The organism is Mesorhizobium sp. M4B.F.Ca.ET.214.01.1.1, from assembly GCF_004791545.1.
GTDB classification, from domain to species: domain Bacteria; phylum Pseudomonadota; class Alphaproteobacteria; order Rhizobiales; family Rhizobiaceae; genus Mesorhizobium; species Mesorhizobium abyssinicae.
This window is the reverse complement of sequence record NZ_SRUX01000016.1, coordinates 139,025-162,643: the sequence shown is the minus strand read 5'-3', so window position 1 is coordinate 162,643 and position 23,619 is coordinate 139,025. Positions and strand designations below refer to the sequence as shown.

General features: G+C 64.8%; 24 protein-coding genes. 6 read left to right on the top strand and 18 right to left on the bottom strand.

Going from position 1 to position 23,619, the window contains the following annotated elements:
• Nucleotides 1–12: 12 nt before the first annotated feature.
• From iolB to EN857_RS27395, 6 genes are all read right to left on the bottom strand, one after another.
• On the bottom strand, nt 13–825 hold the full coding sequence (gene iolB, locus EN857_RS27420) for a 5-deoxy-glucuronate isomerase (protein WP_127391609.1): 813 nt from the start codon (nt 823–825) through the stop codon (nt 13–15).
• A 14-nt stretch (nt 826–839) separates the two neighbouring features.
• Entirely contained in the window at nt 840–1,052 is a 213-nt protein-coding gene (locus EN857_RS27415) for a DUF3329 domain-containing protein (RefSeq protein WP_127391608.1), read from the bottom strand.
• A gap of 66 nt (nt 1,053–1,118) precedes the next feature.
• Nucleotides 1,119–2,033 carry a myo-inosose-2 dehydratase gene (gene iolE / locus EN857_RS27410; RefSeq protein ID WP_127391607.1) on the bottom strand — a complete coding sequence of 305 codons (915 nt, stop codon included), beginning with the start codon at nt 2,031–2,033 and terminating at the stop codon, nt 1,119–1,121.
• 42 nt (nt 2,034–2,075) lie between these two features.
• Complete coding sequence (gene iolD, locus EN857_RS27405; RefSeq protein ID WP_127391606.1) at nt 2,076–3,920, bottom strand: 3D-(3,5/4)-trihydroxycyclohexane-1,2-dione acylhydrolase (decyclizing); 1,845 nt, start codon at nt 3,918–3,920, stop codon at nt 2,076–2,078.
• Nucleotides 3,921–3,944: 24 nt separating this feature from the next.
• A complete protein-coding gene (gene iolC, locus EN857_RS27400; protein ID WP_127391605.1) occupies nt 3,945–5,873 on the bottom strand; it encodes a 5-dehydro-2-deoxygluconokinase in 1,929 nt (642 codons plus the stop codon).
• A 156-nt stretch (nt 5,874–6,029) separates the two neighbouring features.
• Entirely contained in the window at nt 6,030–6,875 is an 846-nt protein-coding gene (locus EN857_RS27395) for a MurR/RpiR family transcriptional regulator (protein WP_187331344.1), read from the bottom strand.
• Nucleotides 6,876–7,035: 160 nt separating this feature from the next.
• On the opposite strand from EN857_RS27395, the gene EN857_RS27390 reads away from it, so the two are divergent.
• A complete protein-coding gene (locus EN857_RS27390) occupies nt 7,036–8,145 on the top strand; it encodes a Gfo/Idh/MocA family oxidoreductase (protein ID WP_127391604.1) in 1,110 nt (369 codons plus the stop codon).
• Between the two features lie 31 nt (nt 8,146–8,176).
• Here EN857_RS27390 and EN857_RS27385 read toward each other — a convergent pair whose 3' ends face one another.
• A complete protein-coding gene (locus EN857_RS27385) occupies nt 8,177–8,878 on the bottom strand; it encodes a YafY family protein (protein ID WP_127391603.1) in 702 nt (233 codons plus the stop codon).
• Nucleotides 8,879–9,004: 126 nt separating this feature from the next.
• On the opposite strand from EN857_RS27385, the gene EN857_RS27380 reads away from it, so the two are divergent.
• On the top strand, nt 9,005–9,640 hold the full coding sequence (locus tag EN857_RS27380) for a LysE family translocator (RefSeq protein WP_127310442.1): 636 nt from the start codon (nt 9,005–9,007) through the stop codon (nt 9,638–9,640).
• An 86-nt stretch (nt 9,641–9,726) separates the two neighbouring features.
• Here the strand turns inward: EN857_RS27380 and EN857_RS27375 are convergent, their stop codons facing one another.
• From EN857_RS27375 to EN857_RS27330, 10 genes are all read right to left on the bottom strand, one after another.
• Nucleotides 9,727–10,818, bottom strand: a complete 1,092-nt coding sequence (locus tag EN857_RS27375; RefSeq protein ID WP_127391602.1) for a 3-deoxy-7-phosphoheptulonate synthase — start codon at nt 10,816–10,818, stop codon at nt 9,727–9,729.
• A gap of 197 nt (nt 10,819–11,015) precedes the next feature.
• The gene (locus EN857_RS27370) at nt 11,016–11,294 is read right to left on the bottom strand and encodes a hypothetical protein (RefSeq protein WP_127391601.1); all 279 of its coding nucleotides are present in this window, start codon (nt 11,292–11,294) and stop codon (nt 11,016–11,018) included.
• A 309-nt stretch (nt 11,295–11,603) separates the two neighbouring features.
• Nucleotides 11,604–12,026, bottom strand: coding sequence for a type II toxin-antitoxin system VapC family toxin (locus EN857_RS27365; protein ID WP_127391600.1), 423 nt, complete (start codon nt 12,024–12,026; stop codon nt 11,604–11,606).
• Complete coding sequence (locus tag EN857_RS27360; protein ID WP_127391599.1) at nt 12,023–12,289, bottom strand: type II toxin-antitoxin system Phd/YefM family antitoxin; 267 nt, start codon at nt 12,287–12,289, stop codon at nt 12,023–12,025. Before EN857_RS27360 ends, EN857_RS27365 begins: the two co-directional genes overlap by 4 nt.
• Nucleotides 12,290–12,449: 160 nt before the next feature.
• Nucleotides 12,450–13,244 carry an SDR family oxidoreductase gene (locus EN857_RS27355; RefSeq protein ID WP_127391598.1) on the bottom strand — a complete coding sequence of 265 codons (795 nt, stop codon included), beginning with the start codon at nt 13,242–13,244 and terminating at the stop codon, nt 12,450–12,452.
• Nucleotides 13,245–13,275: 31 nt separating this feature from the next.
• Nucleotides 13,276–14,268 (bottom strand): inositol 2-dehydrogenase, encoded by a 993-nt coding sequence (iolG, locus tag EN857_RS27350; protein ID WP_128346012.1) that lies wholly within the window; start codon nt 14,266–14,268, stop codon nt 13,276–13,278.
• Nucleotides 14,269–14,351: 83 nt separating this feature from the next.
• Nucleotides 14,352–15,122: an ATP-binding cassette domain-containing protein gene (locus EN857_RS27345; RefSeq protein WP_127283246.1), complete on the bottom strand. Its 771-nt coding sequence runs from the start codon at nt 15,120–15,122 to the stop codon at nt 14,352–14,354.
• 2 nt (nt 15,123–15,124) lie between these two features.
• The gene (locus EN857_RS27340; protein ID WP_127283245.1) at nt 15,125–16,201 is read right to left on the bottom strand and encodes an ABC transporter permease; all 1,077 of its coding nucleotides are present in this window, start codon (nt 16,199–16,201) and stop codon (nt 15,125–15,127) included.
• Between the two features lie 168 nt (nt 16,202–16,369).
• Nucleotides 16,370–17,311, bottom strand: coding sequence for a sugar ABC transporter substrate-binding protein (locus tag EN857_RS27335; protein WP_127283244.1), 942 nt, complete (start codon nt 17,309–17,311; stop codon nt 16,370–16,372).
• A 311-nt stretch (nt 17,312–17,622) separates the two neighbouring features.
• Nucleotides 17,623–18,654, bottom strand: a complete 1,032-nt coding sequence (locus EN857_RS27330; RefSeq protein WP_127283243.1) for a LacI family DNA-binding transcriptional regulator — start codon at nt 18,652–18,654, stop codon at nt 17,623–17,625.
• A 173-nt stretch (nt 18,655–18,827) separates the two neighbouring features.
• Between EN857_RS27330 and EN857_RS27325 the strand changes: the two genes are divergently transcribed.
• From EN857_RS27325 to EN857_RS27310, 4 genes are all read left to right on the top strand, one after another.
• Nucleotides 18,828–19,931, top strand: coding sequence for a fatty acid desaturase family protein (locus EN857_RS27325; RefSeq protein ID WP_189379516.1), 1,104 nt, complete (start codon nt 18,828–18,830; stop codon nt 19,929–19,931).
• Nucleotides 19,932–20,009: 78 nt separating this feature from the next.
• A complete protein-coding gene (locus EN857_RS27320) occupies nt 20,010–20,324 on the top strand; it encodes a MocE family 2Fe-2S type ferredoxin (RefSeq protein ID WP_127283242.1) in 315 nt (104 codons plus the stop codon).
• Nucleotides 20,325–20,329: 5 nt separating this feature from the next.
• On the top strand, nt 20,330–21,559 hold the full coding sequence (locus EN857_RS27315) for an FAD-dependent oxidoreductase (protein ID WP_127392429.1): 1,230 nt from the start codon (nt 20,330–20,332) through the stop codon (nt 21,557–21,559).
• 50 nt (nt 21,560–21,609) lie between these two features.
• Nucleotides 21,610–22,416 (top strand): 3-methyl-2-oxobutanoate hydroxymethyltransferase, encoded by an 807-nt coding sequence (locus EN857_RS27310; protein ID WP_127283240.1) that lies wholly within the window; start codon nt 21,610–21,612, stop codon nt 22,414–22,416.
• Nucleotides 22,417–22,422: 6 nt separating this feature from the next.
• Here EN857_RS27310 and EN857_RS27305 read toward each other — a convergent pair whose 3' ends face one another.
• On the bottom strand, nt 22,423–23,382 hold the full coding sequence (locus tag EN857_RS27305; RefSeq protein ID WP_127392428.1) for a DUF1402 family protein: 960 nt from the start codon (nt 23,380–23,382) through the stop codon (nt 22,423–22,425).
• Nucleotides 23,383–23,619 lie beyond the last annotated feature (237 nt).

The window sequence follows — 23,619 nt, the reverse complement described above, 5'->3', positions numbered from 1 at the left end:
AATGCAGGAGGCTCAGGCCTTCATCAGCCATTCGTGCTCGGGCGCGTTGTGGAACTTCCAGGTGCGCTTCGGCCCGGCCATGACGTTGAGATAGTAGAGATCGTAGCCGTGGCAGGCGGCGCATGGGTGGTAGCCCTTCGGCACCAGCACCACGTCGCCGTCCTCGATCGCCATCGCCTCGTCCAGCTCGCGCTCGCCATTCCTGCCGGCGTCGGTATAGACGCGCTGGAAGGCAAAGCCTTGCGGCGGGTTGAGACGGTGGTAGTAGGTTTCCTCGAGATAGGACTCCGCGGGGGGATTGTCCCGGTCGTGCTTGTGCGGCGGATAGCTGGAGGTGTGACCGCCCGGCGTGATGACCTCGACCACCAGCAACGAGTCGGCCGGCTTGCCTTCGGGCAGAATGTTGGTGACGTAGCGCGTATTGGTGCCCTTGCCGCGCACCTCCTGGCCGAGATCCCGCGGAGCGATGACGCGGGCCGGCAGGCCGCCACCCAGGCCGGGCGCCGAACAGACGGCGAGTTCCAGCTCGGTATCGGCGGTCACTGACCAGTTGGACCCCTCGGGCACATAGACCGACCAGGGCTTGCCCTCGAACGGCGACATGCGCTCGCCGAGCAGGCCGAGATCCGTGCCGGCGGCGGACGCCTTGCCCTTGCCGGTGACGAAGACCAGGCAGACCTCGCGGTCGGCCGTTTCACCCGAAGCCGTCTCGCCCGCTTTCAGCCGATGAAGATCGAAGCCGACATAGGTCCAGCCGGCGCTTTGCGGCGTGACGTGGGCGACGCGGCCGTGGCCCTTGTCGGCCTTGACGAGCAGTTTGGACATTTTTGTCTCCTCGATCATTCCTTCGGTTCGGCCGGAGGCTTGGCCTCTTCGGCCGGCTTGTAGAGATAGAAGAACTGCCAGACGGCATAGCCGGCGAAGCCGAGCGCGATGACGCCCCAGAAAGGCGTGCCGGAAGCGAACTCCATCACCGACCAGGCCAGGCAGACAGCCACCACGGCGATGCGCCGCCACAGCGGCCGGAAGAAGGGATGCTCATAGTCTTTCATCGCGCGCCAATCCCGGATTTAGCCAAAGTGCATCAGATAGACCGTGCGCCCTGACTAATCCACCGTTCAGGCCGGAAAACCCTGCGTCTCCACCGTGTAGCCGGCGGCGCTCATCACCCGCATCAGCTCCTTGTAACCGACCTGGGCCATCCTGAGCGGAGGGTTGGGCTTCGGATCCTGCTCGGCCTCGACGACGAACCAGCCTTCATAGCCATGGTCGGCGAACCGCTGCACAATGGCGCCGAAATCCAACGACCCGTCGCCAGGCACGGTGAAGGCGCCGAGCGCCACGGCATCGAGGAAGGACTGCCTGGTGCGGTCGAGTCTGTCGATCACGCCCATGCGCACGTCCTTCACATGGACGTGGTTGATGCGCTTGTGGTGGTTGTCGATGGCGCGCAGCACGTCGCCGCCGGCGAAGGCGAGATGGCCGGCGTCGAGCAGCAGCGGAATGCCTTCGCCGGAGTGGCGCATGAAGGCGTCAAGCTCCGGCTCGGTCTCGACGACCGCCGCCATGTGGTGGTGGTAGGACAGCGGCATGCCCTGCTCGGCGCACCATTCGCCGAATTCGGTCAGGCGCCTGCCATAGGCCTTCATTTCGTCGCCGGAGAGCTTCGGCTTGGTGGCGAGCGGCTTCGAACGGTCACCCTGGATGGAGCGGCCGACCTCGCCATAGACGATGCAGGGCGCGTTGACCGCCTTGAACAGGTCGATCATCGGCTGGATGCGGTCCTTGTTCCTGGCCATCTCCTCTTCGACCAGCGTGCCTGAGAACCAGCCGCCGCAGAGCGTGACGTCGGCTGCCTTCAGGATCGGCAGCATCACTTTGGGATCGTCGGGAAAGCGGCGGCCCTTTTCCATGCCGGTGAAGCCGGCCGAGCGCGACTGGCGCAGACACTCCTCCAGCGACACGTCATCGCTCAGTTCCACCAGATCGTCGTTCCACCACGCGATGGGGGACATGCCCAGTTTGGCTTTCAAGTCGTCACTCCAATGTCAGTTCGTTGCGAGGCGGAAGCGGGCTCAGCCCTGCCGGCTGCCGACGGCTTCCTCATATTTCTTGCGCGCGACGTTGACTTCGCGTCGCGCGGAGACTTCCGGCACGGCGACGTCCCACCAGTGGCCGCCGGCCTCGGTCGACACCAGCGGATCGGTGTCGATGACCAGCACGGTGGTCTTGCTGTTGGCCTTGGCCCTGGCGAGCGCCGTCTCCAGCTCGGCGATCGAGGCCACCTTCTCGGCCGTCGCGCCGAGGCTTGCCGCATGGGCGGCGAAGTCGACATCGGGCATCACCTCGTGGCGGGAGTCCTTCAGGAGATTGTTGAAGTTGGCGCCGCCGGTCGCCATCTGCAGCCGGTTGATGCAGCCATAGCCACGGTTGTCGAGCAGCACGATGGTGAGTTTCAGCCCCAGCATCACCGATGTGGCGATCTCGGAATTGAGCATCAGGTAGGAGCCGTCGCCGACCATGACGACGACCTCCTGATCGGGCTTCGCCATCTTGACCCCGAGACCCCCGGCGATCTCGTAACCCATGGTCGAGAAGCCGTATTCGGCATGATAGGAGCCAGGCGCGCCGGCCTGCCAGAGCTTGTGCAATTCGCCGGGCAGACCGCCGGCGGCATGCAGCAAGGTGACGCCCGAGCCCATGGCGCGCTGCACGGCGCCGATCACCTGCGCGTCGGATGGATAGGCGGCATTGGTCGAGGCCGTGACCTTGGCGGCGGCAGCCTGCCACTCCGTCTTGCCCTTTAGCGCATTGTCGGTCCAGGCGGACGGCCCCTTCCAGCCCTTCAAGGCAGCGGACAGTTCCGCCAGCCCTTCGGCCGCGTCGGCGACCAGCGGCAGCGCCCAGTGCTTGCCGGCATCGAAACCTTGGGTGTTCAGCCCGATGATGGTGCGGCCGGCATTCTTGAACAGCGCCCATGAGCCGGTGGTGAAATCCTGCAGCCTGGTGCCGACGGCAAGCACGACATCGGCCTCCTCGGCCAGCCGGTTGGCGGCGGACGTGCCGGTGACGCCGACCGCAGCCATGTTGAGCGGATGGTCATCGGGGAGCGAAGACTTGCCGCCCTGCGTCTCGCAGACGGGAATGCCGGCGCCCTGCACAAGCTTGGCCAGTTCGCCCGAAGCCTGCGAATAGAGGACGCCGCCGCCGGCGATCACTAGCGGCCTTTTGGCGCCCTTCAGCGCCGCGACGGCGGCCGCCAGTTCGTTGCGGTCGGGACGAACCCGGCGCGGCATCCAGAGGCGCTCGGCAAACAGGCTTTCGGGATAATCATAAGCCTCGGCCTGCACGTCCTGGCAGAGCGACAGCGTGACCGGGCCGCATTCTGCCGGATCGGTCAGCACCTGCATGGCGCGGTTGAGCGCCGGGATGACCTGCTCCGGCCGCGTGATGCGGTCGAAATATCGCGACACGGCGCGAAAGCAGTCGTTGACGCTCGCGGTGCCGTCGGAAAAATCCTCGGCCTGCTGCAGCACCGGATCGGGCAAGCGGTTGGCGAACACATCGCCCGGCAAAAACAGGACAGGCAACCGGTTTACGTGTGCCAGGGCTGCCGCCGTCACCATGTTGAGCGCGCCCGGTCCGATCGAGCTGGTCGCCGCCATGAAGCGGCGGCGGAAATTGGCCTTGGCATAGGCAATTGCCGCATGCGCCATCGCCTGCTCATTATGGGCGCGGAAGGTCGGCAATTCGTCGCGCACCTGGTAGAGCGCCTCGCCGATGCCGGCGACATTGCCATGGCCGAAGATCGCCCAGACGCCGCCGAAGATCGGCACTCGTCTGCCGTCGATCTCAGTCATCTGGCGCGACAGGAAGCGGGTCACAGCCTGCGCCATGGTCAGGCGTACGGTCTTCGTCATGTCGTCTCCTCCGGCTTCCGTCTGTTATGCCGCCTTGCGGCCGCGCGCGGCAAGCCATGCCTCGGTCAGTTGCTCGAAGCGCGACGCCATGTCGGCGACCGCCTCTTCATCCGACATCCTGCCGGCCAGCCATTGTTCGGCGGCGTTGATGAAGATGGTGCGACCGACGGCGAAGCCCTTGACGATCGGCGCGTTGCTCGTTGCGGCAAAGGCCGCTTCCAGCTCGTCCTGTGGCGCCTCCAGCCCGAGCAGCACGACGCCGCGGCACCATGGGTCGTTCTTGACGATCACCGCCTCGATCTTGGCCCAGGCGCTGGCCGAGGCCTGCGGCTCGAGCTTCCACCAGTCGGGCTTGATGCCCAGCGCATAGAGTTCCTCCAGCGCGCGCGGGATGGTGGTGTCGTCGAGCTTGCCGTGCTTGCCGGCGATGATCTCGACGAGAAGCTCCCTGCCCACTTTCCGCGCGGCTTCGAACAGGCTGCGCAGCTTCTGCTGCTGCTCCAGCTTCAGCGCCTCGGGGTCGTCCGGATGATAGAAGCACAGGCATTTGATGCAGTGCTCGACCGGCCAGTCGATCAGCTGCGAGCCGATGTCCTGCGAGAATTCGAAGCGCAGCGGCCGCGAGCCCGGCAGTTCGACCGGGCGGCCAAGCCAGGCGAAGGGATGGCGGGCGAATTCGAACATGGCGTCGCGGCCATATTTCTCGTCGAGCAGCATGCCGTAACCGGCGCGGCCGGCGGCGACCCTGGCCGCCGCCTTGACGGTCAGCACCTTGAAATCCTCGATGCGGGCGGCGTCCGCACCGGTCTTGGCGGCGACGTCCTCGAGCTGGACGCGGTGGTCGCAGGCGAGCGCCATCAGCGAGGGGATGTCGCGCCGGCGCGTCGTCGCCCAATGGATGTGGTTGATCGCCTCGTCCTTGCGCAGCGCAAGGTGCTTGCTGCCGTGCTTGAGGAAATACTGCAATTCCTCGAAGGTCGGATATTCCGGCGCGCAGAGCAGGCGCGAGACGGCGAAGGCGCCGCAGGCATTGGCCCAGGTCGCCGCCGTGGCGAAGCTCTCGCCGCCGAGCCAGCCGCGCAGGAAGCCCGACATGAAGGCATCGCCGGCGCCAAGCACATTGTAGACCTCGATCGGAAAGCCCTTGCCGACGACACCGTCCTCGAGGTCGTCGCTGATCGGCCCGTCGTAGACGATGCAGCCCATGGCGCCGCGCTTGAGCACGATGGTGGCGGAGGACAGCGAGCGGATGGTCTTCAGCGCGCTCAGGCAATCATCGGCGCCCGAGGCGATCATGATCTCCTCTTCGGTGCCGACGATGAGGTCGCAATCGGGCAACACCGTCTTCAGCTGCGCCGAGACGCGGTCGGATTTGACATAGCGCTCGAAGCCCTCGGCATGGCCGGCAAGGCCCCAGAGGTTCGGGCGGTAGTCGATGTCGAAGACCACCTTGCCGCCCTTGGCCTTCATGATGCTGATCGCCTTGCGCTGCGCGGCGTCGCTGTTGGGGCGGGAGAAATGCGTGCCGGTGACGACGACCGCGCGGGCCGAGGCAATGAACGCCTCGTCGATGTCCTCCTCGGCCAGCGCCATGTCGGCGCAGTCGGAGCGGTAAAAAATCATCGGCGAGACGCCTTCGTCCTCGACGGAGAGCAGCACCAGCGCGGTCAGCCGCTCCTTGTCGGTCTTCAGGCCATCGACCGAGACGCCCTCGCGCTTCAGCTGCTCGCGGATGAACCGACCCATCTGCTCGTCGCCGACGCGGGTGAGCAGCGCCGAACGCAGGCCAAGCCTTGCCGTGCCGACGGAGATGTTGGCCGGGCAGCCGCCTACCGATTTGGCGAAGGAGGTGATGTCCTCCAGCCGCGAGCCGATCTGCTGGCCATAGAGATCGACCGAAGCGCGGCCGATGGTGATGACGTCGAGCGGTTTCGCTTCCACGGCTTCGCCCATTCGAACCTCCCATCGGCCTTATTGTGTTGAGCAACCCCATTTTGGGGTACACGCGCGAGCGGCGGCGTGATGCCGGGATTATGAAATAATAATTCCAATCTGTAGTCAAGATGGAATGAGCATTCCCTAGCCGAAAAAGACTGCAGGCCGAGCCGTTCAGCCCTTGCGCTTGCGGCCCGTGTCGCGCCGCTTCTCGCCGACTGCGACGGTCAGCGCCATGGCCAGCGCCATCGTCGCCGACAGTGAGCGGAAGCCGGCGAAATCGGCCTCGGCGACCTCGAACCAGACCTTGGCGAACTGGGCGAGCGGCGAGAACGAGGAGTCGGTGATGGCGACGATTGGCACGCCCTGCTCGGAGATGGCGCGCGTTTCCTCGATGGTCGCCGGCGCATAGGGCGAAAACGAGATGGCGATGACGGCATCCCTCGGCGTGGCAAAGCCGACCATCTCGGCATTGAGGCCGGCGGCCGACTCTATCAGCTGGTTACGGATCTTGAGCTTGCCCAGCGCGTAGGCGATGTAGGAGGCGACCGGATAGGAGCGGCGCTTGGCCAGCACATAGATGGTCTCGGCCTTGGCCAGCAGAGCGATCGCCTCCTCGAAATGCGGCTCGTTCAGCGTGCGCGAAATGTCGCTCAGCGAGGTGCTGGCGGCGGCGACGAAACCGTCGAAGATCGCCCGGTGGCCGGCGCCTTCCTCGGCCTTGGCACGGAGCGCGGCCAGACGCTCGTCATACGAGGAATTGCGCTCGCGCAGTCGCTCGCGGAACACAAGCTGCAGGCTGGTGAAGCCGTCGAAGCCGAGCTGCTGGGCAAAGCGGATCAGGGTCGAGGGCTGGACGCCGGCCGAGGCGGCGATGCTGGCGGCGGTGCCGAAAGCGATGTCGTCGGGATTGTCCAGCGCATAGGCGGCGATCTGCGCGATGCGCTTGGGCAGGCTGTGGCGCCGCTCCAGGATCGTCGCGCGCAGCGTCTCGAAATCGCGGGGAACCCGTTCGTCCATCGTCGCTCCGCCCACGGCCATAATGGTAGTCCCCCTCTCCTGCCTCATCATAGCGGCTTCGCGCAAGAACACCATAAAAAATGATTTGGACGTTCCATTCCGAGCGGAAATGGATTAATTCATCCACACGCTACAGTTCCCCTTCAATGGAGACATCCAAATGGTCGGAGTGGGCCTCATCGGCACGGGTTTCATGGGCAAGTGCCACGCCATTGCCTGGAGCGCGGTCGGCACCGTCTTCCCCGATGTAGCCAAGCCCAGGCTGGTGCATCTCGGCGAGGTCAATGACGAGCTTGCCAGGCGCAAGGCGGGTGAGTTCGGCTTCGCCAGGGGTTCCGGCGACTGGCGCGCCGTGGTCAACGATCCGGAGGTCGAGATCGTCTCGCTGACCACGCCCAACCAGTTCCATCCGGAAATGGCCATCGCCATCCTCGATGCCGGCAAGCATCTCTGGTGCGAGAAGCCGATGGCGCCGGGCTTCGCGGAAGCCGAGGCGATGGCGAAGGCGGCGAAGAAATCCGGCAAGGTGGCGGCGCTCGGCTACAATTACATCCAGAACCCGGCCATCCGCCATATCGGCGCGCTGCTCGAGGAGAAGATCATCGGCGAGGTCAACCATCTGCGCATCGAGATGGACGAGGACTTCATGGCCGACCCGGAGGCGGCGTTCTTCTGGAAGCACGAGGCGGCGTCGGGCTATGGCGCGCTCGACGATTTCGCCGTGCATCCGCTGTCGCTTATCAAGGTGCTGTTCGGCCGCGTCGGCCGCGTCATGTGCGACATGGCCAAGCCCTATGCCGACCGCAAGGTTGCATCCGGGGGACGCCGCGCGGTCGAGACCTACGACATCGCCAGCGTGCTGATGCATCTGGAGAACGGCATTGCCGGCACGCTGCTGGTCAATCGCTCGGCCTGGGGCCGCAAGGGCCGCATCGCCATCCAGATCTTCGGTTCGAAAGGCTCGATCCTCTACGACCAGGAACGGTTCAACGAGTTCCAGCTCTACCTCACGGCCGATCGACCGACCGAGCAGGGCTACCGCACCATCCTGGTGGCGCCGCATCACAAGCCTTACGACGCCTTCGTGCCGGCGCCCGGCCACGGCCTCGGCTTCAACGACCTCAAGATCATCGAATGCCACGAGCTCATGCTGCGGCTTGCCGGCAAGCCGGCAAGGATCATCGATTTCGACGAGGGGCTGGAGATCGAGCGCACCGTGCATGCGATGGCGCGCTCGTTCCAGGAACAGCGCTGGGTGGACGTAAGGTAACAGCCGCTTCCAACGCAAGGCCGGCAAAGCGTCAGGTGGCGGCAGCCGATGCGTTGATCTCCCAGCCGTCCACCCAGACCTGCCGCAGCCGGTCGCCTTCGCCCTTGAACCATAGGCCCGCCAGCCGGCAGTCCTCGATGCGGTCGCTGCGGAAATTGCGGATAGCCTGGCGAAGCTCGCACCAGGCGACGATGTTGGCGGTTTCGGCGTAGTAGATGAGCGCGACCGGGCGGATGAGGCGCTTTGTGTCGCGGCCCGCCTCGTCGCGATAGGAAAGGTCGAGCTTCTCCTCGTCGCGGATGGCGCGGCGCACCAAGGCGAGATCGACCGCCGAGGCCGAGGGTGCGGCAAAACCCCAGGCATGCAGGGCATTGGCGTCGAGCGCCTGGCGCAAGGGCGGCGGCACCGCACCGGCGATCTTGGCGCCGACGCGTTTTGCGGCCTGCTTGAGCTCGTCGTCGCCGGTGCGCTCGAGCAGCGCCAACGACAGCACGATCGCCTCCATCTCCTCGATCGAGAACATCAGCGGCGGCAGGTCGAAGCCCGGACGCAGGACGTAGCCGATGCCGCGCCCGCCCTCGATCGGCACGCGCATCGCCTGCAGTGCCGCGATGTCGCGATAGATCGAGCGCACCGTCACTTCCAGCTGTTCGGCAATCATGGCCGCCGTCACCGGCTGCCTGGCCAGCCGCAGGATCTGGATGATCTCGAACAGGCGCGACGCCTTGCGCATTTCCTCAACGGCTCCGAACGCAACTGACACATCCCCGTCAGTTGGGATGATCTATAGGACGGCCTATCCGCTTGAAAATCAACACATTGCTCTGCGGCGTTTCGGGTGAGGCAACAGACTACTGACATGGACTACGCGCAAAATCTCTGGCTCTTCTTCATCCTGCTGTTCGGCATCATCGTCGTGCCCGGCATGGACATGCTGTTCGTGCTGGCCAATGCGCTGACGGGCGGCAGCAACAGAGGTCTCGCCGCGACTGGGGGCATCATGCTGGGCGGCATAGTGCACACGCTGAACGGCGCGATCGGCGTCGGCCTGCTCATGCATTTCGTACCGATCCTGTTCACGCCGCTGCTGATCGCCGGCGCCGCCTACATGGCCTATATCGGCATCACGCTGATGCGCAGCTCCATCACCATCGGCCAGGACGGGCCTTCCAGCAGCCGTTCCGCCTGGAAGGCGTTTCGCCAGGGGCTGATGACCTGCCTGATCAACCCGAAGGCCTACCTCTTCATCCTCGCCGTCTATCCGCAGTTCCTGAAGCCGGATTACGGCCCGATCTGGATGCAGGCGACCGTCATGGGGCTGATGACGATCGCCACGCAGGCCGCCATCTATGGCGGGCTCGCGGTTACCGCCGGCAGCAGCCGCGAGCTGCTGGTCGCCAATCCGCGGGCGACCGTCCTTGCCGGTCGGGCGGCGGGGCTGCTGCTGTTCGCGGTCTCGGTGTTCACCGCCTGGGAAGGTCTGGGGGCGGCGTGAGCCTCAAGGGCCCGCGCCGAGTTCCTTCCAGCACCCGTCTCGGCGCTGCGCGCCGATCCACCTTCTTCCACCGGGGGAGAAGGAAGTCAGGCCGCGCCCTGCCGGGTCGCCAGCATTTCGCGGCGTGCCGACCGCCGCCATTCGACCGCGCCGGCAAGGCCGTGCAGCACCGTCTCGGTGGTCGCCCAGTCGATGCAGCCATCGGTGATGCTCTGGCCGTAGGTGAGCGGCTTGCCGGCCACCACGTCCTGCCGGCCGGCGACGAGATTGCTCTCGATCATGACGCCGATGATGCGCTCGTCGCCCGCTGCCACCTGGCCCGCCACGTCGGCCGCCACCTTCGGCTGGTTCTCCGGCTTCTTGCTCGAGTTGGCGTGGCTGACGTCGATCATCAGCCGCGGCGCGACCCCGATGCGGCCGAGCTCCGCAGCGGAGGCGGCGACGCAAGCCGCGTCGTAGTTTGGCTGGATGCCGCCGCGCAGGATGACGTGGCAGTCCTCATTGCCGGTGGTCGCCGCGATCGCGCTGCGGCCGCCCTTGGTCACCGCCATGAAGTGATGCGGCTGGGCGGCCGACTTCACCGCCTCGGCGGCGATGCGGAGATTGCCGTCGGTGCCGTTCTTGAAGCCGACCGGGCAGGACAGGCCCGAGGCCAGCTCGCGATGGATCTGGCTCTCGGTGGTACGCGCGCCGATGGCGCCCCAGGCGACGAGGTCGGCGATGTATTGCGGCGTCGTCATGTCGAGGAACTCGGTCGCCGCCGGCAGGCCGAGATTGTTGACGGCCGACAGCACGTTGCGCGCCATGCGCAGCCCCTTGTCGATGTTGAAGCTGCCGTCGAGGTCGGGATCGTTGATCAGCCCCTTCCAGCCGACCGTGGTGCGCGGCTTCTCGAAATAGACGCGCATGACGATCTCGAGCCGGTCTGCAAGGGCCTCGCGCAGCGCCGCCAGACGGCTGGCGTAGTCCATTGCGGCGACCGGATCGTGGATCGAACAGGGGCCGACGATGACCAAAAGCCGGTCGTCGGCGCCCGTCAGGATCGAATGGATGGCATTGCGTGACGCGGCAACAGTGCGCGTCGCCGTCAGCGTGCGCGGTATCTCGCGCATCACCTCTTCCGGCGTGCTCAGTTCCTTGAGTTCGGTGACCCGAAGGTCGTCTGTGGTGGTCAACACGGCTTTCTGCTCCTGGTTAGGAGACCTGCCGGCTGAAACAAAAAAGCCGCCAGGTCTGGCGGCTTGTCGGATTTTGATGCTGCAATCTTCAGATCGAGCGCAATCCTCCCGCCGCCAGCGAGCTACCGTAGCTAAAGTACCAAAACGAGGCGGTCAGGTGGATCATGCGGCTCATATAGTCGATGCGAAGGCGCTTGTCACGTGTCGGTAGGGGCTCGGCTTGATATTTGTCTCGCCTGAACGTGGTTCAACAGTGAGACGACATACCGTTCCATCTCAAGCCTGCGAGCGGTATTGAGAACGCTTGTCCATGTATCCTGCGGATCAGCACCGCGGGCGATCATGGCCGGCGCGTTGTGAAATGAGTCTGCAAGCATGCGTGCTGTAGGTAGGTCATCGGCCGCGCGAATTTCGATGAGGACGGTGCCGAGAATCTTCAGGATATTTTCGTTCGTGATGGGTTGAGGATCACTCAATTGAGACGCCTTTCTTTCGGTACGGGCCTCGTCTCAGCTTGAAATTTGCTCGTGGCCTCGGGGAAACCAGATACGACGACGAAACCAGTTGCCCATGATTTTGATCGAAATCATCCATGTCCTGACCATCTCGATGCTGACGACCTTTTGCACGGATCCGAAGGTTAGCGAGAACAGTTGTAGAGCGTTGGCTTCTGACCGCGCGGTGACGCCAACCCCAAGATGGCCGCTTGCCGTGATCTAATATGGAATGCATCGAGACATTCTCTTGTGGCGAGGGCATAGGCTCTCGAACCCGACATGCCCTGTTTATGCAGTCCAGGGATCGAAGAGTTCGATTCCAAAGCCTTCGAAATCCTTCGTGTTGCGCGTTGCCAAAGTGAGCTGCTGCGCAATCGATGTGGCAGCGATCAGTCCATCCATTGAGGACAGACCGCGGCCGCGGCGCTTGGCAAGGCCCATCAGGTCGCCCCAGGCCAAGGCAACGGCTTCGTCCACCGGCAAAACCCTCTGCTCAAAGCGCTGGGGCAAATCCCGAGCGAGCCATTCTGCAAGCGCTTCGCGTTTGCGTCCCTCATCCATGAGGGCAACGCCGCGGCGGATTTCGGCGATCGACACGACGCTGATGAATGAGCGGTCCTCGTCAAGCTCGTCCAACCAGCCCAACACGCGTGCGTCTGGCGCCGGCCTTGTCACTTCGGACAGGACATTCGTATCAAGCAGTATCTTCACAGCGGCAGATCACGCGGCTCGTCGCGTTGACGCTCAAGGTTCAAATCGGAGCCGCGCAACGGCGACTCCAGCAGGAACTCCGCCAGCGTGCCTTTCCGTGCGGTCTTGCGCCGCCATTCCTCTGCGGACACGACGACCACGCTTGGTTTGCCGTTTCGGGTGATCGTCTGCGGCGACGATTGTGCCCGATCTATAACCTCCGAGAGCCGGGCTTTTGCCCCAGCGACCGTCCAGCTCATATCTTCTTTGGGTCCAGGCAGCATTTCAATCTCATGACTATTCTGACCATCTTGACTATATGGGAATAGCGATGCTGCGGCAACAGGGACTTTCAGAGCCCGGGACGCCCTGATAGGCGCTCGAGCCCAATCACTCGTGAACGCGCGGCCGATCTGCTTCTGGATGCGAGGCTGCTCGCCTGCCCTACTCGCCGACCACGCCAGCAATGTTCTGGTCGTAGTCGACCAGCGAGCCGGTCATCACGCCGGCCTGCGGGCTGAGCATATAGGTGATCAGCCGCGCAAGCTGGGCCGGCTTGACCAGCTGGCCCATCGGCTGCGAGGCCTCGGCCTTTTGCAGCCAGTCGTCCGGGGCGTCGTGCCACTTCTTCTGCACGATCGCCTCGCCCTCGGTGTCCATCCAGCCCGGCAGCACCGCGTTGCAGCGGATGCGGTTCCTCCGATAGGAGCTGGCGACATTCTTGGTCAGCGTCATCAGCGCGCCCTTGCTGGTCGAATAGGGCGTCAGGAAGGACTGGCCGGCATGCGCCGACATCGACAGCACGTTGACGATCGAGCCCGGCGCCTTGCGGGCCAGAAGATGCGCGACCAGGCCCTGCATCAGGAAGAAGGGGCCGCGCACATTGGTGTCGAAGATCTGGTCGAAGACGTCCTCTGTCGTTTCGATCAGCGAGCCGCGGGCCGAGGTGGCGGCGGCGTTGACCAGCGCGTTCAGCGTGCCGAAATGCGCGATCGCCGTGTCCACGGCGCGCTTGCAGTCGGCGACCTTGGCGACGTCGGCGCTGATGAAGATGGCGTCGACGCCGCCCTTCTTCAGCGCCGCGACCGCCTTGTCGCCCTTCTCCTGCGAGCGGCCGACCAGCGCCAGCGCGCGGCAGCCCTCGTCGGCCAGCGCCTCGGCGACGGCGAAGCCGATGCCTTGCGCGCCGCCGGTGACGAGGGCGCGCGTTTCCGAATTGCGACCGGCCAAACCGCTCATCGCTGTTCTCCTGTGTTCGAATTCAAAAAGCTCAGTCGACGCGAACAGTCTTGCCGGTCTTCGCCGACTTGAGCGCGGCGTCCGCAAGCTTCAGCGCCACAAGGCCGTCCGTTCCGCTTGGCGCCGCCTTCTTGCCCTTGGTTGCCGCGCCGATGAAGGCGGCGATCTCGTTGGCGTAGGCGTCGAGGTAGCGGGTCATGAAGAAGTCGTGCAGCGGCGGGCGCGTGTAGCCCTTGTCGTTGGCGAGCTCGATCGACACCGGCCGCTGGTTCTCGGCGGCGACCATGCCCTTCGAGCCGTGCACCTCGATGCGCTGGTCATAGCCATAGGTGGCGCGGCGCGAGTTGGAGATGACAGCCTGCTTGCCGGACGCGGTCTCGAGGATGACGCTGACCGAGTCGAAATCGCCGGCCTCGCCGATTTTCTCGTCCACAAGCACCGAAGCGTGTGCGCTCACCGCCACCGGCTCCTCGCCGAGCAGGAAGCGCGCCATGTCGAAATCGTGGATGGTCATGTCGCGGAAGATGCCGCCGGAGCGGGCGATGTAGTCGAGCGGCGGCGCGCCCGGATCGCGCGAGGTGATGGTGACCATCTCCACCGTGCCGATGGCGCCGTCGTCGATGGCCTTGCGCACGGCGGCGAAATGCGGGTCGAAGCGGCGGTTGAAGCCGACCATCAGCGTGGCGCCGGCCTTCTCGACCACGGCCAGGCACTTCTCGACGCGCTTGACGTCGAGATCGATCGGCTTCTCGCAGAAGATCGCCTTGCCGGCCTTGGCGAAGCGCTCGATGAGGTCGGCATGGGTGTCGGTCGGCGTGCAGATGATGACGGCGTCGATGTCCTTGGCCTTCTCAATGGCCTCGATGCTGCGCACTTCGGCACCATAGGCCGAGGCCAGGTCGCTCGCCGCCTTCTCGAAGGCGTCCGCCACGGCAACAAGTTTTGCATCGGGATTGGAGCCGACGGCGCGGGCGTGGACCTTGCCGATGCGGCCGGCGCCGAGAAGTGCGAAGCGGATAGTCATGAATTGTCCTTTGAGGGTGGTTCTAAAACATGTCCGCGCCTTGTCTGGCGCGGACGATCTGGTTGATCCCGCCGTGACGGCCGTCAGGCGGCCTGGAGCTCCGCCTGTCCGGTCTTGGCGCCGGTGATATAGGCGACAATGTCGTTGCCGTCAGTGTCCTGCTTGCGCAAATTGGCGACGATCTTGCCGCGCCGGAAGACGACGATACGGTCGACCAGGTCGAACACCTGGCGCATGTTGTGGCTGATCAGGATCAGCGGCTCGCCATTTTCCTTCAGCGTGCGGATGATGTTTTCGACCTGTGCCGTCTCCTGCACGCCGAGCGCCGCCGTCGGCTCGTCCATGATGATCAGCTTGGAGGCGAAGGTCGCCGTGCGGGCGATTGCCACGCACTGCCGCTGGCCGCCCGACATGTGGCGAATGGTGCTGGAGAGGTTCGGGATCTTCACCGCGGTGCGGACCAGTGCGGCCTCTGTCGCCTTGCGCATGTACTTGCGATCCAGAATCGAGAACGGGCCGAGATTGAACAGCACCTTCTCGCGGCCGAGGAACAGGTTGGACGGCACGTCGAGATCGTCGGCAAGCGCGAGGTTCTGAAACACGGTTTCGATGCCCGCCTCGCGCGCCTCGATCGGCCCGGCGAAGCTCACCTCCTTGCCGTCGAACCAGACCTTGCCGTCGGTCCGCTGCTCGACGCCGGTGATCTGGCGCACGAAAGTCGACTTGCCGGCGCCGTTGTCGCCCATGATCGCGACATGCTCGCCCTTGCGCAGTTCGAAGTTGGCGCCTTCGAGAGCATGCACGCCGCCATAGCGCTTGGTCAGGTTTTCGGTCTTGAGAACGATGTCCGACATGGTCAAGCTCCTATCGCGCGGCGACGCTGGCGCCATTGATCGAGAACCACCGCGCCGACGATGATCACGCCCTTGACCATCTCCTGATAGTAGGCGTCGAGGCGCAGGAAGGTGAAGCCGGAGATGATGACGCCGAAGATCAGCGAGCCGATGACGGTGCCGATGATCGAGCCGCGGCCGCCCGACAGCGAGACGCCGCCGATGACCGCCATGGCGATGGCGTCGAGCTCGTACATGACGCCCATGCCGGCCTGGGCGGTCAGGTTCTTGGAGCAGAGCACAACGGCGGCGAGCGAGGCGAGGATGCTGGCGATGACATAGACCAGCACCTTGTGGTTGGCGATCTTGATGCCCGACATGCGCGCAGCATCCTCGTTGGAGCCGATGGCATAGCAGTGCTTGCCGTACTTGGTGTAGGTCAGGATCAGCTGGAACAGGATCGCCAGCGAGATGAAGATGATGACCGGCATCAGGCCCTTGCCTATCGCCGCGAAGCTGTCGGTCGGAAACGAGATCGGCTGGCCCTTGGACCACCATTTGGCGATGCCGCGCGCGGTCACCATCATGCCGAGCGTGGCGATGAAGGGCGGGATGCGCGTGTAGGCGATCAGAAGGCCGTTGACCAGGCCGGCGATCAAGCCGCAGCCGATGGCGACCAGCACCGGCACGATCACCGGCAGGTCGGTCAAGCCATAGTCGATGAACATCGCCTTGGGGTTGGGATTGCCGTTGACGGTCGCCACCTGGGCGAAGCTCATGGCGATCATCGCGGTGGCGCCGACGACCGAACCGGACGACAGGTCGATGCCGCCGCAAATGATCACCTGGGTCACGCCGATGGCGATGATGCCGACGATCGACACCTGCAGGATGATGATCTGCAGGCGCTGCTCGTTGAAGATGGCGTCGACATTGTCGCGGGTGTTGAACAGGAAGCTGTCACCGAGAAAGACCCGGCCGATCAGCTCGAAAGCGCCGACGAGGATGACGAGCGCCAGGAAAACGTTGAACTCGGCAGGCCATGCACGCTTCTTCGCATCGTAGGTCAGCCCGCCGACGCCATGGGATGTCTGTGCCACGTCTCTTTCCTCCGTCGGCCGCGTTCGCCCTCCCGCCCGCACGGGCGGGAGGAAACGAGGAGCGGCGCCGTTGTTCTGATCTGATGCGCCGCCCTATTTCTCTGTCGCAATTCCGCGCGGAAAACCGTTTCACGCTTTTCCTGGAACTGCGCTAGTGAACGGCCAGCCTCAGTTCTTCTTCAGGAACTTGTCGATGTTGGCCGGCGTGACGAGCTGGAACGGCACATAGACCTTGTGCTCGACCTTCTCGCCCTTGGACAGCTTGAGCGCGGCATCGAGCGCGCCGGCGCCCTGGCCAGCGGCGTCCTGGAACACCGTCACGTCGAGATCGCCGGCCTGCATCGCGGCGAGCGCGTCCTGGGTGGCATCGACGCCGCCGACGACGACCGTCTTCATGTCGATGTTGGCGGCCTTCATTGCCTGGATGGCGCCGATGGCGCTTTCGTCGTTGTTGGCGATGACGCCGTCGAACGGCTTGCCGGTCGACAGCCAGTTGGTCATCAGGTTCTGCGCCTGGTCACGGTCCCAGTTCGAGGTCTGCTTGTCGATGATCTTGATGAAGCTGCACTCCGGCGTGGCGATCACTTCCTCGATGTCCTTGGTGCGCTGCACCGCGGCCTGGTTGGAAAGCTCGCCCATGATCACATAGACGTTGGCCTCCTTCTTGCCGGCTTCGGTGAACAGGCGGCAGGCTTCCTTGGTTTCGAGCGTCCCGGAATCGGCTTCGTTCGAGGCGACGAAGGCCTGGTTTTCGGGCAGCGAGTCGACGTTGACCGGTTCGCGGTTGACGTAGACGAGCGGGATCTTGGCGGCGGCCGCCGCGTCGGACATCGCCTGCGTGGCCGAGGTGTCGACCGGGTTGACGATGATGGCGTCGACGCCCGAGGCGGCGAAGTTCTTGATCTGGTCGAGCTGCTTGGCGACGTCATTCTGCGCGTCTTCGACCTGCAGCTCGACACCGTCCATGCCCTTGGCCTGCTCGATCATGCCGTTGCGCAGCACGGTGAGGAAGTTGTCGTCGAACTTGGCCATCGACACGCCAACCTTGGCGGCAAAGGCGGACGAACTCATCAGCGCCGCGAAAGCGACGCCCAAAAGCAGTTTCTTCATTGTATTTCTCCTCCACATGGTGTCCGGCTGCACCGATTTTTGCCCGGAATCCCCGATCTCCCGAGGAATCTCTCCCGCTTGCCATCTCGATTCCGGAGGGCGCCTCCCGCGTGATGGAACGCCAAGTCCTGTGTTTGAAACAGATGTTCCGGAACGAAAGAACCAAAATGCCTAGTTCATGAAATATTTATTCCATTTCAGGCGAAGGCGTCAAGGGCGAATCGAAAGCCGAGCGCCGGATTTTCGGTCCTGGCTGATAGATTCTATCATTTGCTGCGGTTGCCGCGCCGGCGGGCGGATAGCCGGCCCCGCTAGATGTTTTCTGGCAAATAGATGTCGAAGGGCAGGAAGGTCTGGCCCGGCGCGTTGGCGGCGCCGGCCTCGATAGCATGCGCCATCAGGTCGACAAGCTCGCGGCAGAGCGCGGCGAGCGGAGTGGAGATCACCATGGTCAATATGTTGTCGGCAAGGGCGGCGCGCGACACGGGCGTGATCTCGTTGCAGACGACCGCCGGCATCTGCTTCGGCCGCGCTTCCCGCAGGCCCGAGACCGCGCCTTCCATGCCGCCGCCGGCGACATAGCAGCCGGCGAGATCGGGATGCCGCGCCAGGAGGTCGATCATCGCGTCGTGAGTGACCTGGTTTGCCTCGAGATTGACCAGCGTCTCCAGCACGGTGAACTCCGGCGCATGCTCGCGGAAGAAGGAGCGGAAGCCGATCTCGCGCAGTTCATGACCGTGGAAGCGGTGGCTGCCGACGAAAAGGGCGACCTTGCCGGGCTTCCTCGCCGCCTTGGCGATCATCCAGGCGGCGGTGCGGCCGACCTTGCGGTTGTCGAGCCCGACATAGCCCTCGCGGATGCCGGAGGCAAAATCGGAGAGCAGCGAAAAGACCGGCAGGCCCCTCGCCTTCAGCGCCTCGACGGCGGCGGTCAATGTCGGGTGATCGGGCCCGACCAGGGCGACGGCCCGCGATCTGGTCGCCAGCCTGCGCATCTCCGCGGCGATCTCGTCCGGCACCAGCGAACTGGTGAAGTCTACCGCCGCGGTGCCGCGAAAACGCTGCGACTGCGCGACCGCCAGTTCGAGCTCGCGGGCGAACTCGCCGTAGAAAAAGTCCTCGCGCCTGAGCAACAGGAAGCCAAGGCGATATTCCGGCAATTCCTGGCGCATGCGCTGCCGGATCAGCCCTGCCGCGTGGTAGCCAATATCGGTCGCCGCCTCGTAGACGCGGCGCGCGGTCTCCTCGCGAACCGGCAAGCGGTTGTTGAGCACGCGGTCGACGGTGGCGACGCTGACCCCGGAAATGCGCGCCAGATCGGTGATGGTCGGCCGTTTCGCCATGATGGTCCTCCGCTAGCCTCCCTTCCTACACCAGCCTGATGGAAAATGATAGAAACTATCTTCATGATGTTGATCCTATCATTTGTTGCCGCTATTTTGAATTTCGACGCCTGCGATCCCAGGCCCGGGATTGGCCGGCCAGAGATCGACGAGGCGTGGTGGAGGACCCCGGAATGGCGGGAGCATTGTCCGCGACGCCGTCGCGACGCGATTACAGCCTGGTCGGCCGCGACACGCAGCTGGCCGTCGACAACGGGCTGGCGGCGGCCGAGTGGTACCACACCGAGGTTCCCCGCAAGCAGATGAAGGAGCTGATGCAGCGTTCCGACGGACCGGCGCTGCGCGATACCATCATCTGGCTCGGCGCCCTGGTCCTCAGCGGCGCCGGCGGCGCCTGGTTCTGGGGCACGTGGTGGTGCGTGCCGTTCTTCTTCGTCTACGGCACGCTTTACGGCTCCTCGACCGACTCGCGCTGGCACGAATGCGGCCATGGCACCGCTTTCCGCACGCAGTGGATGAACGACGCGGTCTATCAGCTCGCCTGCTTCATGATTATGCGCAATCCGGTGACCTGGCGCTGGAGCCATACGCGCCACCATACCGACACCATCATCGTCGGCCGCGACCCGGAAATCGCCATCATGCGGCCGCCGGACCTCATCCGCGTCGTCCTCGCCTTCGTCGGCGTCCTCGACGGCTGGCATGCGATGAAGGACACGGTCCGTCATTCAGCCGGCATCATCAATGCCGAGGAAAAGACCTATGTTCCCGAGCAGGAGGTGCCAAGGGCGATCCTGATCGCGCGCACCTGGCTGGCGATCTATGCGGCGACGATCGCGCTGGCGCTCTACACGGGCTCGTTCCTGCCGCTGATGCTGGTCGGCCTGCCCCGGCTCTATGGCGCCTGGCACCATGTGCTGACCGGCATCCTGCAGCATGGCGGGCTGGCCGACAACGTCATCGACTACCGGCTGAACAGCCGCACCGTCTACATGAACCCGATCAGCCGGTTCATCTACTGGAACATGAACTACCATGTGGAGCACCACATGTTCCCGATGGTGCCCTATCACGCGCTGCCCAGGCTGCACGAGCTGATCAAGCACGACCTGCCGGCGCCGACGCCGTCGATCCTGGCCGGCTACCGCGAAGTGATCCCGGCCTTCCTGCGCCAGCTGCGCAACGAGGACTATTTCCTCAAGCGCGAGCTGCCGCCGACCGCCCGGCCCTATCGCGAGGAATTGCACAACGACAAGGCCGCCGCCGCGGCCGAGTGAGATCGCCCTAAAGCGCCAAGCCGCAGACAAGTGGGCGCCATGCAATGGCGGGCGCCAGGCAGAGTATCGGAGAGATCGATGAGCGACTGGATCGAGGCCTGCAAGGCCGATGACATCGACGAGGAAGACGTGAAGCGGTTCGACCATGGCGGCCGCACCTTCGCCATCTACCGCAGCCCCGACGACGAGTATTTCGCCACCGATGGGCTCTGCTCGCATGAGAAGGTGCACCTGGCCGACGGCCTGGTCATGGACGACATCATCGAATGCCCGAAGCACAATGGCCGCTTCAACTACAAGACCGGGGCGGCCAAGGGCGCGCCGGTCTGCGTCAACCTCAGGACCTATCCGGTCAAGGTCGACGCCGGCAAAGTCCTCATTCAGATCGGGTGAGGGAAATGCACGCGGGAATGGTGATCATCGGCGCCGGCGAATGCGGCGGACGGGCGGCGCTGACGCTGCGCGACCTGGGTTACGAGGGCCCGGTGACGCTGGTTGGCGACGAACCGCATCTGCCCTATGAGCGGCCGCCGCTGTCGAAAGAGGCGATGACCGGCCCGGCGCCGGCGATCAAATCGATCACCAGCGACGCGGTGCTGGCCGAACGCTCGATCCGGCATATCCATTCGGTCCGCGCCGTGGCGATCGACCGCGCAGAGCGTCTCGTGCGCCTGTCGGACGGTTCCTCGCTGCGCTACGACAAGCTTTTGCTGGCGACCGGCTCGCTGCCGCGCAAGCTGCCGATGCCGGGGCTGGGCGAACGCTGCGTCTATTTGAGGACCTTCAACGATGCGCTCGCCATTCGCGCGCATCTCAATCCGAAGAACCGCGTAGCCATCATCGGCGGCGGTTTCATCGGCCTCGAACTCGCCGCTTCGTCGCGCAAGCTCGGCGCCACCGTCACCGTCATCGAGGCGCAGCCGCGCATCCTGATGCGCGGCGTGCCGGCCGAGATCGCAGCGGTGATCCACAAGGCGCATGAGGCCGAAAGCGTGACCATCCTCGCCGGCCAGGGCATCGAAGCGATCGCCGATGACGGCAAAGAGGTGCGCATCAGCCTTACCGGCGGACAGCAAATCGTCGCCGACCTGGCGGTGATCGGCATCGGCGCCGTGCCGGTGACCGGGCTTGCCGCGGAAGCCGGGCTGGCGGTCGACAATGGCATCGCTGTCGACGCCGAGCTGCGGACCGCCGACCCCGACATCTTCGCCGCCGGCGACTGCTGCTCGTTCCCGCTTGCCGCCTATGGCGGCCGCCGCGTGCGGCTGGAAGCCTGGCGCAACGCGCAGGAGCAGGGCGCGCTGGCGGCGAAAAACATGCTCGGCGCCGGCGAGGCGCATGCGGCGGTGCCGTGGTTCTGGTCGGATCAGTATGGACTGACCCTGCAGATCGCCGGGCTTTCCGACGAGGGCAGGAGCATGGTGCGGCGCGATCTCGACGACGGCGCGTTCATCCTGTTCCACCTGGCCGAGGACGGACGGCTGGTCGCCGCCAGCGGCATCGGTCCGGGCAATGCGGTGGCGCGCGACATCCGCCTGGCGGAGATGCTGATCGCCAAGCGCGCGGCGCCGGCATCCGAGGCGCTCGGCTCGCAAACGGTCAAGCTGAAATCGCTGCTGGCGGCGTGAGACTTAGGGAAGCTTGCAAGCATCTCGCCGGCATGAGGGAGACCTAAAAGATGGCACGCAGCAGACCGACGGTCGCCGACCTGCAAGCGCTGAAGGGCAAGCGGCAGCTCTCCAAGCTGCGCGTCTTCTCGCTGGACGAGGCGGAAGCCGCCGAACGCGCGGGCATCGACATGATCTCGGTCACCTATGAGCTGATCTTCGATCCGCGCTTTCGCGACGCCGCGCCGACCTGCTTTGCCATTCCTGGCGACGAGCAGGCGAAGATGGGCGCCACCACCGACGAGATCCTGCGCATGGCGGTGAAGCTGCGCGCCGCAAGCGCCGACGCCATGTACTGCTCGGCCAGCCTGCAGACGATCCGCCGCCTGCGCGACGAGCACATCCCGGTCTGCGGCCATGTCGGCCTGATCCCGGCGCATGCGACCTGGACCGGCGGCTTCAAGGCGGTCGGCAAGACCGCCGAAAGCGCCGCCTTCGTCTGGAAACAGGTCAAGGACCTCGAGGCGGCCGGCGCCTTCGCCGCCGAAATCGAGGTGGTGCCGGCCGAGGTCGCCAGCGCGATCTCGCGGCGCACGCCGCTGATCATGATCTCGATGGGCGCCGGCGCCGGCTGCGATGCGCAATACCTGTTCTCGGAAGACGTGCTCGGCACCAATCGCGGCCGCTATCCGCGCCACGCCAAGCGTTACCGCGACCTCGCGGCGGAGTTCGACCGCATCCAGAACGAGCGCATCGCCGCGTTTAGCGAATATGCCGACGACATCCGGTCGGGCGCCTATCCGGAACCGCGCCACATGGTCGAGGCGGACGCCGGGGAATTGCGCAAATTCGAGGCGTTTCTCGACGCGGAAGGCTAAAGGGCGCTAGAACAGCGCCTTCAGCTCGTCCAGCTTGTCGTTGACCAGCCAGCCGTAATAGTTTTCTTCGGGCAGCTTTTCCGGCTCGCCCGCAGCGCGGCGCTTGTCGTTCTCGGCCTTCAAGGCAGAGGCGCGCTGCTCGGGATTGCCGACATTGTAGAGCGTTGCGGTGAGCCCGGGATTGTCGGAGATGTCGAAGCCGGCAATGTTCTTATAAGCATCGATCGACGTCCTGATCGTCGCCGCGACATAGGCCAGCGTCAGGTCCGGATCCATGATGGTCTTGTAGACCGTGTTCGGATCGCCGACGTCGAGCTTCGGCAGTCCGGAAACCTTGTGCACGAGATCGCTCATCTGCAGCGCGGTCAGCGGATTGAGCTGGCCGAGGCCGAAGGTCTGGCCGGCATAGTAGGGCTGGAAGAAGGTGGCGCCGAACCGGTCGTTGGGGAAGCTTGTGCCGCCAACGCTTTTGCCGCGGAAAGAATGGTTCCAGACCTGCTCGCGGCACTCCCACAGATCGTAGCTGTCGGTCATGCCGGCGCATTTCTTGAATTCGGGGCGCTGGACGAAATCGCTGATGTCCTCGCCGTCATAGGCGAAGGAGAGCTTGCTCGACAGGTAGGAGATCGCCTTGACGTAATAGGTCTGCAGCCGGTCGTAGGCGTCGACATTGTAGGTATGCTCGCCGACGATGGCGCCGACGATGTGCATCGGGTCGATGCCGTAGGCGGCGGCCTCCTTGCTGATCTTGGCGCGCAGATCGGCGTCGCTCTTCAGCAGCGCGTAGACCTTGCGGTACTTGGCCTGGAAGGTGGTGTTGGTGGCTTGTGTGCGCCGGCTGGAGGCGCCCGGTATGTCGGGCTGGACCGCGTTGCGGTTTCCCGGCGGCACCAGGGTCTGCGCGTCGGCAATAGAAACAGCCGCCGCCATAGCCAGGCCGAGAAGGAGAAGAAGCCGTTTTTTCATACGCCGCCGCCCGTCAAGGCGCACGGCCGGAGCGATCCGGCAACGCGCCTTAAGTGTTGTCTTCCATGCGCCTCCCAAACCGCTCGCCAGTCTGGGGCACGCCCGAGTCGCCGGGCAAACTAGGTAAAGCAGGAGGGAGAGTCGAGAGAAGCCCGCCTGCCACCGGGGCGAAAGCCGGCCGGTTGCTTCCATTTGGCCACACCCGCCGCCGCGCCGGGCAAGCCTTGCCGGCCCGCC

What these genes read in the sequence shown, in the direction of transcription:
- iolB (WP_127391609.1), bottom strand. Translation starts at nt 825, where the DNA reads ATGTCCAAACTGCTCGTCAAGGCCGACAAGGGCCACGGCCGCGTCGCC.
- EN857_RS27415 (WP_127391608.1), bottom strand. Translation starts at nt 1,052, where the DNA reads ATGAAAGACTATGAGCATCCCTTCTTCCGGCCGCTGTGGCGGCGCATC.
- iolD (WP_127391606.1), bottom strand. Translation starts at nt 3,920, where the DNA reads ATGACGAAGACCGTACGCCTGACCATGGCGCAGGCTGTGACCCGCTTC.
- iolC (WP_127391605.1), bottom strand. Translation starts at nt 5,873, where the DNA reads ATGGGCGAAGCCGTGGAAGCGAAACCGCTCGACGTCATCACCATCGGC.
- EN857_RS27395 (WP_187331344.1), bottom strand. Translation starts at nt 6,875, where the DNA reads ATGGACGAACGGGTTCCCCGCGATTTCGAGACGCTGCGCGCGACGATC.
- EN857_RS27390 (WP_127391604.1), top strand. Translation starts at nt 7,036, where the DNA reads ATGGTCGGAGTGGGCCTCATCGGCACGGGTTTCATGGGCAAGTGCCAC.
- EN857_RS27385 (WP_127391603.1), bottom strand. Translation starts at nt 8,878, where the DNA reads ATGCGCAAGGCGTCGCGCCTGTTCGAGATCATCCAGATCCTGCGGCTG.
- EN857_RS27380 (WP_127310442.1), top strand. Translation starts at nt 9,005, where the DNA reads ATGGACTACGCGCAAAATCTCTGGCTCTTCTTCATCCTGCTGTTCGGC.
- EN857_RS27360 (WP_127391599.1), bottom strand. Translation starts at nt 12,289, where the DNA reads ATGCTGCCTGGACCCAAAGAAGATATGAGCTGGACGGTCGCTGGGGCA.
- EN857_RS27355 (WP_127391598.1), bottom strand. Translation starts at nt 13,244, where the DNA reads ATGAGCGGTTTGGCCGGTCGCAATTCGGAAACGCGCGCCCTCGTCACC.
- iolG (WP_128346012.1), bottom strand. Translation starts at nt 14,268, where the DNA reads ATGACTATCCGCTTCGCACTTCTCGGCGCCGGCCGCATCGGCAAGGTC.
- EN857_RS27345 (WP_127283246.1), bottom strand. Translation starts at nt 15,122, where the DNA reads ATGTCGGACATCGTTCTCAAGACCGAAAACCTGACCAAGCGCTATGGC.
- EN857_RS27335 (WP_127283244.1), bottom strand. Translation starts at nt 17,311, where the DNA reads ATGAAGAAACTGCTTTTGGGCGTCGCTTTCGCGGCGCTGATGAGTTCG.
- EN857_RS27330 (WP_127283243.1), bottom strand. Translation starts at nt 18,654, where the DNA reads ATGGCGAAACGGCCGACCATCACCGATCTGGCGCGCATTTCCGGGGTC.
- EN857_RS27325 (WP_189379516.1), top strand. Translation starts at nt 18,828, where the DNA reads ATGGCGGGAGCATTGTCCGCGACGCCGTCGCGACGCGATTACAGCCTG.
- EN857_RS27320 (WP_127283242.1), top strand. Translation starts at nt 20,010, where the DNA reads ATGAGCGACTGGATCGAGGCCTGCAAGGCCGATGACATCGACGAGGAA.
- EN857_RS27315 (WP_127392429.1), top strand. Translation starts at nt 20,330, where the DNA reads ATGCACGCGGGAATGGTGATCATCGGCGCCGGCGAATGCGGCGGACGG.
- EN857_RS27310 (WP_127283240.1), top strand. Translation starts at nt 21,610, where the DNA reads ATGGCACGCAGCAGACCGACGGTCGCCGACCTGCAAGCGCTGAAGGGC.
- EN857_RS27305 (WP_127392428.1), bottom strand. Translation starts at nt 23,382, where the DNA reads ATGAAAAAACGGCTTCTTCTCCTTCTCGGCCTGGCTATGGCGGCGGCT.